Here is a 14,638-nt window from a genome sequence, read left to right on the forward strand (position 1 = left end):
CCCCTGTAGGAGCGAGGCTTGCCCGCGAATGGCCGCGCCGCGGATTAGCGGTGCGTAGCAATCCAGATCAACAACCCCGCCTGAAACACCGAAAACGCCACCAGGCACGTAATCGTAAAGCGCAGCCCAGCGTCTTCACGCTTGTACTTGCTGACTTTTTCTTCGTGTTTCTTGAGCTTCACTTCCTGCTCGGCCAGGTTCTGCTCGGCCTGCTGCAACATCTGCGCGGCTTCGAGAATTTCCACCTGTTGCAGTTTTTCGCGATTCCAGTCCGCCAACAGGTCGCCGACCTGCACCTCTTTGACGCTGCCTTTCAAATGCTGGGCGTCGGCGTAGACCACATCAAAACCATGCATGCGCAAAAAGTGATCGCGACGTAGGCGTGTGTCTTCGTTCAGCGCATCCTTGTTGTTCAGATCGCTGCCGTCGACGGTATAAGCAGGCCAGCGCTTTTTCGCCCAGGTAATGCCTTGGGCGGCCAGGTAGCGCCCGATACCACGGTTCATCGGTTCAATCTGCAAACCGCTGGCGGGGCCGAAATGCACGCGTCTGGTTTCGTGATCGACCCAGACGTCCAGATGATTCTGTTCCTTGCGCACCCGCTGGCCGGGCAGCGAGATGGTCATGCGCATCAGGCTGCGCTGCTTGTCGTTGCGCTCGGCGTAACCGAACTCGACAAAGCGCAATGGCCGTCCGCCGGTGTTGCGGTCGGTCTGCAGCGGCGCCAGACGGAGCATCTTGTGGTGCTCGACGTGGACGTCCGCCCACGGCAGCTCGACCGCTGGCGGTGTGTCTTTTTCAGCGGTGGTGTCGGGTGAAGTCGGGGTATCAGTCATAACGGCGAGGTCCTGTCCAAGCGCTGCTTGCCGCCAGTCATAACGCTGGCGACAAAGGCTTATCGGCCGTTTTTTTCAAGACTGGAGGGCAAATAGCGCTTAAACAGCGCTTAACTGGAGCGAAGTCCGTCAATAAACCCGAGGATGCGCGTGCCGAGTTCGGCGGCCAGCGGCAAATTCGGGTCCTTGTAGGAGGCCAATTGCCGCTTCACATCGTTGGGGACGATGCGCATGACGTGGTTCATGCCTTCGATCACTGCCAGTTCGGCGTCCGGTTTGGCGGCCTTGAGGAGCTTGGCGTCACCGACACCGACCTGGATATCGCTGGTGCCCTGAATGACCAGCGCGGGCATCTTCAGTTTGGCGAAGGCCCCCGCCGGGTCCTGGCGGAACAGCGAAATCAGGTACGGCTGCACGCTCGGACGGAAAATCACCTGCAATTGCGGCGGCACATTGTCGTCGGTGTGGCCAGCCTTGAGGCTGTCGAGCAATTCATTGCTGCGCAGCATCAACGGTGGTGGCAGTCGATTGCTCAGTTGCTGGCGCAGTACCTGATCGACTGGCCGAGCGCTGCCGGACATGGAAATCACCGCCGCCGCATCGACGCTCGGCGCCGCCAGCGTGGCAATCAGCGCGCCTTCGCTGTGGCCCAGCAAAATCAGTTTGCCAAAGCGCGGGTCAGCTTTGAGTTTCTGGCTCCAGGCTTCGGCGTCGGCGACATAGGCTTCCACCGACAGATTGCGCTCGTCCGGGGTCGCGGCCAGGCTCGCCGCCACGCCGCGCTTGTCGTAGCGCACGCTGGCGATGTTGTGTTTGGCCAGCACCCAGGCCAGGCGCTTGAGGCTATCGTTGCGTCCCCCGTCGGGGTTGTTTCCGTCGCGATCCGTAGGACCGGAGCCGGAAATGATCAGGACAACCGGCACCGGCGTGTCGGATTTTGGCAGCAACAAAGAGCCGAAAAGCTCTCCGGTGCCGGTATCCAAAGTGATCGGCCGTTGTAGGACGGTTGCCTGGACGAAGCCAGTAAACAGGGTAAGGCTCAAGGCTAGAACTCGCAGCATCATCACGCCATCATGAACAAGATGCCGGTTGGACTCGCGGGCACCCATAAGGTTCGAGGATGAACTACTTGGGTAGCCTGCGTATACTGGCGCGCATTACGTATTCAGGTTCGATTTCACGGAGCGTCCCGCATGTCCGGCAATACCTACGGCAAGCTGTTCACTGTCACCACCGCTGGCGAAAGCCATGGTCCGGCGTTGGTCGCCATTGTCGACGGCTGCCCGCCGGGTCTGGAGATTTCCCTGGAGGATCTGCAGCGTGACCTTGACCGCCGCAAACCCGGCACCAGCCGCCACACCACCCAGCGCCAGGAAGCCGACGAAGTCGAAATCCTCAGCGGCGTGTTCGAAGGCCGCACCACCGGTTGCGCCATCGGCCTGTTGATCCGCAACACCGACCAGAAGTCCAAGGACTACTCGGCGATCAAGGATCTGTTCCGCCCGGCGCACGCCGACTACACCTACCACCACAAATACGGCGAACGCGATTATCGCGGCGGCGGTCGCAGCTCGGCGCGGGAAACCGCGATGCGTGTGGCGGCGGGGGCGATTGCCAAGAAATACCTGGCGACCCAGGGCATCGTCATTCGTGGCTACATGAGCCAGCTCGGTCCGATCGAGATCCCGTTCAAGACCTGGGATTCGGTGGAAGAAAACGCCTTCTTCAGCCCCGACCCGGACAAGGTGCCGGAACTGGAAGCCTATATGGACCAGTTGCGCCGCGACCAGGATTCGGTCGGCGCGAAGATCACCGTGGTCGCTGAAGGCGTGATGCCCGGCCTCGGCGAGCCGATCTTCGACCGTCTCGACGCTGAACTGGCCCACGCGCTGATGAGCATCAACGCGGTCAAGGGCGTGGAAATCGGCGCCGGTTTCGCCAGCGTCGCCCAGCGCGGCACCGAACACCGCGATGAAATGACTCCGCAAGGGTTCCTCAGCAACAACGCTGGCGGCATTCTCGGCGGGATCTCGTCGGGTCAGCCAATCGTGGCGCACCTGGCGCTGAAGCCAACGTCGAGCATCACCACGCCGGGCCGTTCCATCGACATCCATGGCAACCCGGTGGACGTGATCACCAAGGGCCGTCACGACCCGTGCGTCGGCATCCGTGCCACGCCGATTGCCGAAGCGATGATGGCCATCGTGCTGATGGATCACCTGCTGCGTCACCGTGGGCAGAACGCCGATGTGCGGGTGAGCACGCCGGTGTTGGGTCAGCTTTAATGGCTGACCTCACAGCCGCTTTGGTCTGACGACTTTGGCGGCGCTCCCGTACTGGCGGCTTTCCAGTTTCTATCTGTTCTATTTCGCCTTGCTCGGTTCGACAGCGCCATTCCTGGCGCTGTACTTCGATCACCTGGGTTTTTCCAGCGCGCGCATCGGCGAACTGGTGGCGATCCCGATGCTGATGCGCTGCGTGGCGCCGAACATCTGGGGTTGGCTCGGTGACTACACCGGCCGACGCCTGGCCATCGTGCGCTTCGGCGCGGTCTGCACGCTGCTGACGTTCTCGCTGATTTTTGTCAGTAAAACCTACGCCTGGCTGGCGATGGTCATGGCCTTGCACGCGTTCTTCTGGCACGCGGTGCTGCCGCAGTTCGAAGTCATTACCTTGGCGCACCTGAAGGGCCAGACCTCTCGTTACAGCCAGATCCGTTTGTGGGGTTCTATCGGTTTTATCATCACCGTGGTTGCGCTCGGGCGGGTCTTCGAATGGCTGAGCCTGGATGTCTATCCCTTCGCGTTGGTGCTGATCATGGCCGGGATCGTCGTCAGCAGCGTGTGGGTGCCGAACGCGCAACCGGTGCAGAGCGAACGAGTGACTGGGGAGGGCTTCCTCAAGCAACTGCGCAGCCCCGGCGTGTTGGCGTTTTACGGTTGTGTGGCGCTGATGCAGATGAGTCACGGTCCGTATTACACCTTCCTGACCTTGCACCTTGAGCGTCTCGGTTACAGCCGTGGCGTGATCGGAATGCTCTGGGCAGTCGGTGTGGTGGCTGAAGTCCTGATGTTCCTGGCCATGAGCAAGATCCTGGCGCGTTTCTCGGTTCGCCGGGTGTTACTGGCGAGTTTTCTGCTGGCGGCCCTGCGCTGGTTGCTGCTAGGTTCGTTTGCTGAATTTTTGTGGGTGCTGCTGCTCGCGCAGGTGTTGCACGCGGCCACTTTCGGCAGCTTTCACGCGGCTGCCATCCAGTTCGTGCAACGTAGTTTCGGCGCACGCCAGCAAGGCCAGGGCCAGGCGTTGTACGCGGCACTGGCCGGCACTGGCGGCGCACTCGGCGCGTTGTATTCCGGCTACAGCTGGAATGCCCTCGGCGCCACATTGACCTTTAGTATCGCCAGCCTCGCAGCCTTCGCGGCTGCCGTTATCATTGCCACACGTATGCAAGAGGACCGGCCATGAGCCTTACCCGTGAACACCTCGCCCAGGAAATCATCGACGCCGGGCGTTTTTTGTATGGTCGCGGCTGGTCGCCGGCCACCAGCAGCAATTACTCGACGCGCCTGTCACCGACCGAAGCGCTGCTGACCGTCTCCGGCAAGCACAAAGGCCAGTTGGGCCATGACGATGTGCTGGCCACCGACCTGTCGGGCAACAGCCTTGAACCGGGCAAAAAGCCGTCCGCCGAAACCCTGCTGCACACCCAGCTGTATAGCTGGCGCCCGGAAATCGGTGCGGTGCTGCACACCCATTCGGTGAACGCTACGGTGCTTTCGCGCCTGACCCCGCAAGACTTCATCGAATTCGAAGACTACGAACTGCAAAAAGCCTTCAGCGGCATTTCCACCCACGAGTCCCGGGTGCGGGTACCGATTTTCGACAATGATCAGGACATTGCGCGCCTGGCCGCCAAGGTGCAGCCTTGGCTGGACGCCCATCCCGATTGCGTCGGCTACTTGATTCGCGGCCACGGCCTCTACACCTGGGGCGCACGCATGAGCGATGCGCTACGCCAGATCGAGGCCTTTGAATTTTTGTTCGAATGCGAGTTGAAGACCCGCAGCGTCATGAACCGCCAAGGCTGACTTCACCAGAAGTAGCCCATTTGCCTGATGAAACGCCTGGCCTGACCGGTCTGAAAGAACCGGAAGGCGCGGCTGATACCGAGGAATTGCCCCATGAGCAGCCTGTCCGTTTATCACGTTTCAAGCCCGGAAATACCGAACAAGGTCCTGACCCACTTCGAAGACATCGCCTCGACCCTGGCTGAACAGGGTGTGCGCTTCGACCGCTGGCAAGCCACCGCGAAAATCCAGCCCGGCGCCAGCCAGGAAGAAGTAATCGCCGCTTACCAGGAACAAATCGACAAGCTGATGACCGAGCGTGGCTACATCACCGTCGATGTCATCAGCCTGAACAGCGATCACCCGCAAAAAGCCGAACTGCGCGCCAAGTTCCTCGATGAGCACCGCCATGGCGAAGACGAAGTGCGATTTTTCGTTGCCGGCCGTGGGCTGTTTACCCTGCACATCGACGATTACGTCTATGCCGTGCTCTGCGAGAAAAACGACCTGATTTCGGTGCCAGCCGGCACGCCGCACTGGTTCGACATGGGCGAGCATCCGCATTTCGTCGCGATCCGTCTGTTTAATAACCCGGAAGGCTGGGTCGCCAAGTTCACCGGCGAAGACATCGCCAATCGCTTCCCGCGCCTGGAGGACTGAGCCGATGCCGATCAAAGCGATTCTCACCGACATCGAAGGCACCACCAGCGCGGTGAGTTTTGTGTTCGACGTGTTGTTTCCCTACGCTGCCAAACACCTGCCGGACTTCGTTCGCCAGCACGCCGCACGGGCGGACGTTGCCGAGCAACTGGACGCCGTGCGCCGGGACAGTAATGAACCCGAGGCGAACGCTGAACGGGTGATCGAAATCCTCCTGGGCTGGATCGCCGAAGATCGCAAAGCCACGCCGCTCAAGGCGTTGCAAGGCATGGTTTGGGAGCAGGGCTATCAGGCAGGTCAGTTGAAGGGCCACGTTTACCCCGATGCCGTTGAAGCGCTCAAGCGCTGGCATCAGGACGGTTATCAACTGTTTGTGTATTCCTCGGGCTCGATCCAGGCGCAAAAGCTGATCTTCGGCTGCTCGGAGGCGGGGGATTTGTCGCCGCTGTTCAGCGGTTACTTCGACACCACCTCGGGACCCAAGCGTGAGGCGCAGTCTTACGCGCGAATTACTCAGGCGATTGGCTTGGAGCCGGGGCAGATTCTGTTCCTGTCCGATATCGTCGAGGAACTCGACGCGGCGCGCACCGCGGGTATGGCGACTTGCGGGTTGGCGCGAGAGGGTGGTGAGTTAGCCGGGCATGTGACCGTCGACAGCTTCGCGCGGATTGATCCATCTACCTTCTAAACCCCACATAACCCTGTGGGAGCGGGCTTGCTCGCGAAGGCGGTGTGCCAGGCGACATCAGTGTTGGCTGACCCGACGTCTTCGCGAGCAAGCTTCGCTCCTACAGGGATTGTGTGAGTCCAGATATTTGTGTGAGTCCAGATATTTGTGTGAGTCCAGTAACAACTCAGGCCGTGAAGCGAAAGCTCTCACGGCCTGTTTGTTTACAGCGTCGAACGATTTACGCCGAATGATAAGTCGGCAGTGCAAACCGTTGCTGGCTTTGCAGCATGGAGATCTGTGGCAGTTCACTGGCCTGTTCAGCCAGGTCACGGCGGATCGCACTGATCACCCACGACAGTTGATCGCCAGCATGCAATTGCTGGTAGGAAATCGAACGTTTAAAGACTTTGCCTTCGGTGCTGCGCAGTGTCAGCAGGATGCCGCCGTCAGGTCGTGCCTGGGTGGTCACGTCGAAGTTGGAGAACAGCGAGGTAAATTTTTCTTGGATCAGGCTCATGTCTATCAGCTCCGTTAGCACTTGATTAGCAAGCATGGAGAGGTAGTTGCAGCGATTGTGCCAGCACCTGAAATTTTAAAAGTCGTTATAAATCAATAAGTTATTTATATGACGGTTTTTTGCTTTCGTGCAATCTGCATGAAAGGCCATCGTGCATCCTGCATTTTGCGTGGTCTCGCGCAATTTGATGGAACGAATCACACCGCCAGGGTTCGCGTTTTCACTGGTATCGACGGCGGATACAAAACATTGCAAAAACCGCGTGTACAGCTCCAGAACCGCTGACGTATTTTCGGGCTCAATCAACGCCGCCCGACAATAAGAAGATCGAACGGGAGCTACCATGAGCGACACGATTACCTGGGGCATGATGCTCCGCAAACTGCCGACCATCGCCAAAGCCATTCCCCGGGTGGTGAAGGGCATGAAGGTCGCTAACGTCACGGACCCGACCCAACCGTGTGGCCTCGGCTGGACCTTCGAACAAGCCACGTTGCGCAATCCCGACGGCATGGCGTTACTGCAAGATGAGGTGGCGCTGACCTATACACAGGTCAATCAGTGGGCCAACCGGATTGCCCATCACCTGATCGGCCAAGGCGTCGGCAAGGGCGATGTGGTGGCGATCTTCATCGAAAACCGTCCCGAGTTGCTGGTCACGATCCTGGCGGTGGCCAAGGTCGGGGCGATCAGCGCCTTGCTCAATACCTCGCAAACCCGCGATACCCTGGCCCACAGCCTGAACCTGGTGGCGCCGGTGGCGATCATTGTCGGCGAAGAACTGGTGCCGGCGTATTCGGCGGTTCGCGAGCGGGTTTCCATTCCGGCGACGCGCACCTGGTTCGTCGCTGACCGCGACACCTACAGCTATCCGGGCATTTCGCCCGACAGCTTCGTCAACCTGATGATGGCCAGCGCTGATGCACCCGACGACAACCCGGCCAGCAGTCAGCAAGTGTTTTTCGATGACACTTGCTTCTATATCTACACCTCCGGTACCACGGGGTTGCCCAAGGCGGGGGTGTTCAAGCACGGGCGCTGGATGCGCAGCTCCGCGAGCTTCGGCATGATTGCCCTGGATATGCAGCCGCAAGATGTCGTCTATTGCACCTTGCCGCTTTATCACGCCACCGGGCTTTGCGTGTGCTGGGGCTCGGCCATCAGCGGCGCCTCGGGGTTTGCCATTCGGCGCAAATTCAGCGCCAGCCAGTTCTGGAGCGACGTGCGCAAATACCGCGCGACCACCCTCGGTTATGTCGGCGAACTGTGCCGTTACCTGGTCGATCAACCGGTCAGTGCCGACGACAGCAAACACGGCGTGACCAAGATGATCGGCAACGGCCTGCGTCCCGGCGCATGGCGCGAATTCAAGACGCGCTTTGGGGTAAGTCACATCTGCGAGCTCTACGCGGCCAGCGACGGCAACATCGGTTTCACCAATATCCTCAACTTCGACAACACCATCGGGTTTTCCCTGATGTCCTGGGAACTGGTGGCGTACGACCACGACAGCGGTGCGCCAATTCGCAACGCCAAGGGTTTGATGAGCAAAGTGGCCAAGGGCGGGCAGGGCTTGTTGCTGGCGAAAATCGATGACAAGGCGCCGCTGGACGGCTACACCGATCCGCAGAAAACCGAGAAAGTCGTGCTCCACGACGTGTTCGCCAAGGGTGATCGCTACTTCAACACTGGTGACCTGCTGCGCAACATTGGTTTCGGTCACGCGCAGTTCGTTGATCGCCTGGGTGACACCTACCGCTGGAAGGGCGAGAACGTCTCGACCACCGAGGTCGAAAACATCCTGTTGAAGCACCCGAACATCTGCGAGGCGGTGGCCTACGGTGTGGAAATCCGCAACACCAATGGTCGCGCCGGAATGGCGGCGATTACGCCTGCCGAGTCCCTGGCGACCCTGGATTTCAGTGAATTGCTGAGTTTTGCCCGCCAGCAAATGCCCGCCTATGCCGTGCCATTGTTCCTGCGGGTGAAAGTGAAAATGGAAACCACCGGGACCTTCAAATACCAGAAGACCCGACTCAAGGACGAAGCCTTCGACCCCGGCAAGACCGGCGATGACCCGATCTACGCCTGGCTGCCGGGCACCCAGACCTACGTGCAAGTCACCGGGCAAGTGCTGGCGGATATTCACTCGGGCAAGTACCGCTATTGAATCTGGCTATGGCCGCCCATGAGAAAAAAGGAGTGACAGGCGCCGGAGCGCTCGGGAAACTGTCGGCTTTCCGAACGACCGAAGATGGAGTCCCTCATGTCAGACCAAAGCCGCCAGATGACGCCCGAAGAAGCCGCTGAATTTGCCGAACAGGTGTTCAACAAAGCGCGCGAGGGCGATGCGGCCATGATGGCTGCGCTGCTGACCAAACGCCTGCCGCCGAACCTGCGCAACCACAAGGGCGACACTTTGCTGATGCTCGCCGCGTACCACGGTCATGTGGAAACCGTGAAAGTGTTGCTGGAACACAAGGCCGACCCGGAAATCCGCAACGACAACGGCCAGAGCCCGATTGCCGGTGCCGCGTTCAAGGGTGATCTGGCGGTGGTCAAGGCGTTGGTCGACGGTGGGGCGCAAGTGGAAGGTTCGTCGTTCGACGGCCGTACGGCGCTGATGATGGCGGCGATGTTCAACCGCGTTGAAATCGTCGACTACCTGATCAGCAAAGGCGCCGACCCGAAAGCCAAGGACGCCAATGGCGTGTCCGCGCTGGATGCGGCGAAGACCATGGGCGCGGTGGATACCACTGCGCAGTTGCAGAAACTGCTCGGCTGATCCGACGTGTTCCCCCGTGGCTGCGGGGCTCTTGTGGCGAGGGGGCTTGCCCCCGCTCGGCTGCGTAGCAGTCGTAAACCCGGCGAATGCGGTTTACCTGAAAGATTGCATTGTCTGATTTCAGGGCCGCTTCGCACCCCAACGGGGGCAAGCCCCCTCGCCACAGGTTTTGTGGCGCATCAAGGCCAGCCCCCTCACCACAGGTCCGCATTTCAACCGGAATGCGCTATCCTTCGCGCCCTAAAATTTCCCTCGCTACAGGATCCATCCCCATGAAAACCGCACTCGTCGAACTCATCAGCAAAATCAGCTCTGGGTGCATGGGCGATGACGAGATCCTGAAGATCGCTGATGAAGCAGCTCAGGCCTACGCCGACCCGGAAACTTTTCTGACAGCCAACCCGGACATCAACTACGACGACACCTTCCCGATGCCGCTGGGCGAATGGGTCGTGGTGGGCAGCCTGCCAGAAACCGTGTTGTTCCAGGCCGACACCTATGTAGACCTGTTCGCCCAGATCGTTGCCTCGTTCGGTCCGGGCGTCGACTTCAACATCAAGCCCAAGCAACTGGCCAAGACCGAAGCCCTGACCGCGCTCAATCGCATCCAGGTGCAGATGGGCAGCATGAACAAGGACAACGGCGGTTATACGCTGCTGAACTTCAGCCAGTTGCTCGACGACGAGCTGCAAGTGGTGCTGGTCTACGGTAGCGACGTGCCCCGCGTACTCGAACTGTGCGCCCAGGTCGGCATCGCCGCCGCGCCATCCCTGGAAGCCCTGAAAGTGGCAATCCACGTTTGATGCAATAAAACGGAACCCTCGCAAGGGCCGACTATCCTAAGACTGCATGCCTCAATCTTGGGAGCGACACCATGGGTTCCACGTTCAACGGTCTGGTTGGCCTGATCATTCTTGCCCTGGACATCTGGGCCATCATCAACGTGCTGAAAAGTGGCGCCGAAACCGGGATGAAAATCATCTGGGTGCTGCTGATCCTGCTGCTGCCTGTGCTGGGCCTGATCATCTGGGCCATCGCCGGGCCACGGGGTAATGTGCGCATCTGACAGGTGAATCCTGCTTACCTGTAGGAATACAGAACCTGTGGGAGCGGGCTTGCTCGCGAAGGCGGAATGTCAGTCGACATCAACATTGACTGACACACCGCCTTCGCGAGCAAGCCCGCTCCCACATGGGATTGCGTCCGCGTCAGCAAGTGACGTTCGACCTGTCATGTTCCGCAACGTAGAATGCGCGCCTTTCCCGGGCAATCGAGCCTTTCGATTGGCCATCATGGGCGGGTAACCGTCCGTTGCCGCCGCATTCATCGGAGCACTTCCCCATGACCACCAAGACCAGCGAATACCTGGAAACCCTCTACGAAGGCTACGGCCAGCGTTTTCGCATGGAAAAACTGCTGCACGAAGTGCGCACCGAACACCAGCACCTGGTGATCTTCGAAAACCCGCGCATGGGCCGGGTCATGGCGCTGGACGGTGTGATCCAGACCACCGAAGCCGACGAATTCATCTACCACGAAATGCTCACCCACGTGCCAATCCTCGCCCATGGCTCCGCCAAGCGCGTGCTGATCATTGGCGGTGGCGACGGCGGCATGCTGCGTGAAGTGGCCAAGCACGGCAGCGTCGAGCACATCACCATGGTCGAGATCGACGGCACCGTGGTCGACATGTGCAAAGAGTTCCTGCCGAACCACTCCAAGGGCGCGTACGAAGACCCACGGCTGAACCTGGTGATCGACGACGGCATGCGTTTCGTCGCCACCACCACCGAAAAATTCGACGTGATCATTTCCGACTCCACCGACCCGATCGGTCCGGGTGAAGTGCTGTTCTCGGAAAACTTCTACCAGGCTTGCCACCGCTGCCTGAACGAAGGCGGCATCCTGGTAACCCAGAACGGCACGCCGTTCATGCAACTGAGCGAAGTACAGACCACCGCCGGCCGCCTGCGCAGCCTGTTTCCGGACTGGCACTTCTATCAAGCCGCCGTGCCGACCTACATCGGCGGCGCGATGACTTTCGCCTGGGGCGCGACCAACACCGCGTATCGCAAGTTGTCCCGCGAAACCCTGCAACAGCGCTTCGCCGGCAGCGGCATCATCACCCGCTACTACAACCCGGAAATCCACATCGGCGCCTTCGCCATGCCGCAATACGTGCTGAACGCGATCAACAAGCCAAGCAACGACTAAAAGTTATCCACAACCTATTTGTGGGAGCGGGCTTGCTCGCGAAAGCGGTGTGTCAGTCAATATTAATGTCGACTGACACGACGCCTTCGCGAGCAAGCCCGCTCCCACAATGGGGCGTGGTGTTTTTTAGAGGGTGTATCAGGTAATTCGTTGGAACGATCAGTCAGGGCAAAAGTCCAGATGGTTGTAAGCCCATTTGCGGGTTTGATCGAGGAGGCACTGATGCAAAAGTGGAAAATCACTTTCGTGGATGATCACGGCGAAACGCTCGATGAAGTCTTTGAGTGCGACGAGTGCCCGGATAACGAGCACGCGGCCAAACTCATCAAGGCCCGGCTTCTGCCTGTTGCTGCCGAACTGGATCTGAACGATCTGGAAGGGCGAACCGCTGACGCCAGCGTAAAAAGTCTCAAGACCCAGAACAGCATTCAAATCCTCGGCATTACTCCCGTCTGAACCTCACCTGTCTCATTCATAACCAGGCCTTGGCAGCGGCTCCGACTTGGGGCTACTCTGCAAGCGAGATCAGCGAACGGATCGCTAAGGTCTGGTCTTGTCAGCTACATGCTTAAATCCCGGCGGCAACCTGGTTGCCGTATCGCCTCCACCAATCGGTTGCGGGCGCAGGGAGTACGGAAAGTCTATCCATATGGTTTTAGGAGGACGATTCATGAGCACAGCCTATCAAGAAGACATCAGTACCAGCGTACTGCGCCGCATGAAGGAAGGCGGTTTCGACTTTTCAAGATTCCATCCCATCGAGTTCTACGCGATTTTCCCGGACGAGGAGCGGGCACGCAGGGCGGCAGGTCATTTTTGTGGTGAATCCTTGAATGCCCAGATCAGCGTGCGCGACGACGGCGCGTGGCATCTGGAACTGAGCAAAGTGATGTACGCCACCTACGACGGCATCGGCGACTTTGAGCAGGACTTCGAGGCCGTGGTCGAACCTCTGGGCGGGATCATCGAAGGATGGGGCGTCAAACAGGAGGTACGAGGGCTACTCGCATAACACTATGAACAGCGACAACACCCAGCAACGGCTGACCTTCGGGTTGGCCGTTTTCGTTTGTGCGGTTTAAAAAAATAAAAGATCGCAGCCTCGTTTCACTCGACAGCTCCTACAGAGTGAAACGAGGCTGCGATCTTTTGATCTTCGCTTTTGATTCACAACATTTCAAAAACCCAAAAAAAAGCCGCCTAAACAGGCGGCCAAAGGGAAGTTCGAGAGGTTTTGCAACGAATGCGCGAATTATCCGCATCGGCTCCCGGGCAGTGAAATCAACTCTGACTATGCTGGTGATAGGCGACAACATTGCTTCGCAATGAAGCGGGGGCGATCAGGTTGGGGCGTTTGCCGCACAGGATTGGTGCGGTGCTTTTGGGGCGATTATCCAACTGATTGAAATCAAAGCGTTTATGCCGATGGCACGGGCCTTGCGAAGCCTAGATGTCCGGGTGACAAGGAGTACGGCATGATCCGCACCTATTTTGATGAGATGTACGATGCCGGCGGCCTGGTCCGCCCGCATTATCGGGAGTTTGCCCGTTGGCTGGCCGAAACGCCTGACGAGCTTTTGGCACAACGGCGACGCGAGGCCGATCTGTTGTTTCATCGTGCCGGCATAACATTCACGCTCTACGGTGATGAGCAGGGGACAGAGCGTCTGATTCCCTTCGACACCATTCCCCGCAGTATCCCCGCCAGCGAATGGCGGATCGTCGAACGCGGTTGTATCCAGCGGGTCAAGGCGTTGAACATGTTCCTCGCCGACCTCTATCACGAGCAGCGCATCATCAAGGCCGGCATCATCCCGGCCGAGCAAGTGCTGGCCAACGAGCAATACCAGTTGGCGATGCAAGGGCTGGACTTGCACCGGGATATTTATTCCCACATCTCCGGTGTCGATCTGGTGCGCGATGGCGACGGCACGTACTACGTGCTTGAAGACAATCTGCGGACACCGAGCGGCGTGAGCTACATGCTTGAAGACCGCAAGATGATGATGCGCCTGTTCCCAGAGTTGTTCGCGGCGCAGCGCATTGCCCCTATCGACCACTACCCGAACCTGTTACTCGACACCCTGAAAAGCTCCAGCCCGATCGATAACCCGAGCGTGGTGGTGCTGACCCCTGGGCGCTTCAACAGCGCGTTTTTCGAGCACGCCTTTCTGGCGCGGGAAATGGGTGTGGAACTGGTGGAAGGCGCGGACCTGTTCGTGCGCGACGACAAGGTGTTCATGCGCACCACGGACGGGCCGAAAGCCGTCGACGTGATCTACCGTCGCCTCGACGATGCGTTCCTCGATCCGCTGGCGTTCAACCCGGACTCGATGCTCGGTGTGCCAGGGCTGCTGTCGTCCTATCGCTCCGGCAACGTGGTGCTGGCGAATGCCATCGGCACCGGGGTAGCGGATGACAAGTCGGTGTATCCGTTCGTTACGGACATGATCCGTTTCTATCTGGATGAAGAACCGATCCTGAAGAACGTGCCGACGTTCCAGTGCCGCAACCCTTCGGAACTGTCCCACGTCCTGGCCAATCTCCCCGACCTGGTGGTCAAGGAAACCCAGGGCTCCGGCGGTTACGGAATGCTGGTGGGGCCGGCGGCGACAGCGGCGGAAATCGAGTCGTTCCGCGCGCGGATCAAAGCCAAGCCCCACGCGTATATCGCGCAACCGACGTTGTCCCTGTCGACCTGTCCGACCTTTGTCGAAAACGGCATCGCGCCACGCCACATCGACCTGCGTCCGTTTGTATTGTCTGGCCGCGAAACCCGGGTTGTGCCCGGCGGTTTGACCCGTGTTGCCCTGCGTGAAGGCTCCCTGGTGGTGAATTCCTCCCAGGGCGGCGGCACCAAGGACACCTGGGTGGTCGAGGATTGAAGGA

16 protein-coding genes are annotated in these 14,638 nt (G+C 59.4%); 13 read left to right on the forward strand and 3 right to left on the reverse strand.

Annotated elements, in window-relative coordinates:
- Nucleotides 1-44: 44 nt before the first annotated feature.
- Together ACWIKB_RS12825 and ACWIKB_RS12830 are read right to left on the reverse strand one after the other, a co-directional pair.
- Complete coding sequence (locus ACWIKB_RS12825) at nucleotides 45-836, reverse strand: hypothetical protein (protein ID WP_475267212.1); 792 nt, start codon at nucleotides 834-836, stop codon at nucleotides 45-47.
- A 110-nt stretch (nucleotides 837-946) separates the two neighbouring features.
- Nucleotides 947-1,945, reverse strand: coding sequence for an alpha/beta hydrolase (locus ACWIKB_RS12830; RefSeq protein ID WP_475267214.1), 999 nt, complete (start codon nucleotides 1,943-1,945; stop codon nucleotides 947-949).
- Nucleotides 1,946-2,029: 84 nt separating this feature from the next.
- Here ACWIKB_RS12830 and aroC point away from each other — a divergent pair, with 84 nt between their 5' ends.
- The 5 genes from aroC (at nucleotide 2,030) to mtnC (ending at nucleotide 6,251) form a co-directional block, all read left to right on the forward strand.
- Complete coding sequence (gene aroC, locus ACWIKB_RS12835) at nucleotides 2,030-3,121, forward strand: chorismate synthase (protein ID WP_103402587.1); 1,092 nt, start codon at nucleotides 2,030-2,032, stop codon at nucleotides 3,119-3,121.
- A 34-nt stretch (nucleotides 3,122-3,155) separates the two neighbouring features.
- Nucleotides 3,156-4,301, forward strand: coding sequence for an MFS transporter (locus ACWIKB_RS12840; RefSeq protein WP_475267216.1), 1,146 nt, complete (start codon nucleotides 3,156-3,158; stop codon nucleotides 4,299-4,301).
- Nucleotides 4,298-4,924 carry a methylthioribulose 1-phosphate dehydratase gene (locus tag ACWIKB_RS12845; protein WP_475267218.1) on the forward strand — a complete coding sequence of 209 codons (627 nt, stop codon included), beginning with the start codon at nucleotides 4,298-4,300 and terminating at the stop codon, nucleotides 4,922-4,924. Before ACWIKB_RS12840 ends, ACWIKB_RS12845 begins: the two co-directional genes overlap by 4 nt.
- Nucleotides 4,925-5,017: 93 nt before the next feature.
- Nucleotides 5,018-5,563: a 1,2-dihydroxy-3-keto-5-methylthiopentene dioxygenase gene (locus ACWIKB_RS12850; protein WP_123510739.1), complete on the forward strand. Its 546-nt coding sequence runs from the start codon at nucleotides 5,018-5,020 to the stop codon at nucleotides 5,561-5,563.
- Between the two features lie 4 nt (nucleotides 5,564-5,567).
- Nucleotides 5,568-6,251 (forward strand): acireductone synthase, encoded by a 684-nt coding sequence (gene mtnC / locus ACWIKB_RS12855; protein ID WP_475267220.1) that lies wholly within the window; start codon nucleotides 5,568-5,570, stop codon nucleotides 6,249-6,251.
- A 220-nt stretch (nucleotides 6,252-6,471) separates the two neighbouring features.
- Here the strand turns inward: mtnC and ACWIKB_RS12860 are convergent, their stop codons facing one another.
- The gene (locus tag ACWIKB_RS12860; RefSeq protein WP_054048577.1) at nucleotides 6,472-6,750 is read right to left on the reverse strand and encodes a DUF3509 domain-containing protein; all 279 of its coding nucleotides are present in this window, start codon (nucleotides 6,748-6,750) and stop codon (nucleotides 6,472-6,474) included.
- A gap of 343 nt (nucleotides 6,751-7,093) precedes the next feature.
- Here ACWIKB_RS12860 and ACWIKB_RS12865 point away from each other — a divergent pair, with 343 nt between their 5' ends.
- The 8 genes from ACWIKB_RS12865 (at nucleotide 7,094) to ACWIKB_RS12900 (ending at nucleotide 14,634) form a co-directional block, all read left to right on the forward strand.
- Nucleotides 7,094-8,920, forward strand: coding sequence for a long-chain-acyl-CoA synthetase (locus ACWIKB_RS12865; RefSeq protein ID WP_475267222.1), 1,827 nt, complete (start codon nucleotides 7,094-7,096; stop codon nucleotides 8,918-8,920).
- A 96-nt stretch (nucleotides 8,921-9,016) separates the two neighbouring features.
- Nucleotides 9,017-9,535: an ankyrin repeat domain-containing protein gene (locus tag ACWIKB_RS12870; protein ID WP_475267224.1), complete on the forward strand. Its 519-nt coding sequence runs from the start codon at nucleotides 9,017-9,019 to the stop codon at nucleotides 9,533-9,535.
- A 272-nt stretch (nucleotides 9,536-9,807) separates the two neighbouring features.
- The gene (locus ACWIKB_RS12875) at nucleotides 9,808-10,338 is read left to right on the forward strand and encodes a hypothetical protein (RefSeq protein ID WP_475267225.1); all 531 of its coding nucleotides are present in this window, start codon (nucleotides 9,808-9,810) and stop codon (nucleotides 10,336-10,338) included.
- Nucleotides 10,339-10,409: 71 nt separating this feature from the next.
- A complete protein-coding gene (locus ACWIKB_RS12880; RefSeq protein ID WP_054048570.1) occupies nucleotides 10,410-10,601 on the forward strand; it encodes a PLDc N-terminal domain-containing protein in 192 nt (63 codons plus the stop codon).
- A 275-nt stretch (nucleotides 10,602-10,876) separates the two neighbouring features.
- Nucleotides 10,877-11,749 carry a polyamine aminopropyltransferase gene (gene speE / locus ACWIKB_RS12885; protein ID WP_475267226.1) on the forward strand — a complete coding sequence of 291 codons (873 nt, stop codon included), beginning with the start codon at nucleotides 10,877-10,879 and terminating at the stop codon, nucleotides 11,747-11,749.
- Nucleotides 11,750-11,971: 222 nt separating this feature from the next.
- Complete coding sequence (locus ACWIKB_RS12890; protein ID WP_475267227.1) at nucleotides 11,972-12,205, forward strand: hypothetical protein; 234 nt, start codon at nucleotides 11,972-11,974, stop codon at nucleotides 12,203-12,205.
- Nucleotides 12,206-12,419: 214 nt separating this feature from the next.
- Nucleotides 12,420-12,761, forward strand: coding sequence for a ribonuclease E inhibitor RraB (locus ACWIKB_RS12895; protein ID WP_054048564.1), 342 nt, complete (start codon nucleotides 12,420-12,422; stop codon nucleotides 12,759-12,761).
- 463 nt (nucleotides 12,762-13,224) lie between these two features.
- Entirely contained in the window at nucleotides 13,225-14,634 is a 1,410-nt protein-coding gene (locus tag ACWIKB_RS12900) for a circularly permuted type 2 ATP-grasp protein (protein ID WP_054048561.1), read from the forward strand.
- The last annotated feature ends 4 nt before the right edge of the window (nucleotides 14,635-14,638 follow it).

It is taken from the genome of Pseudomonas sp. 5Vm1k (assembly GCF_056161485.1).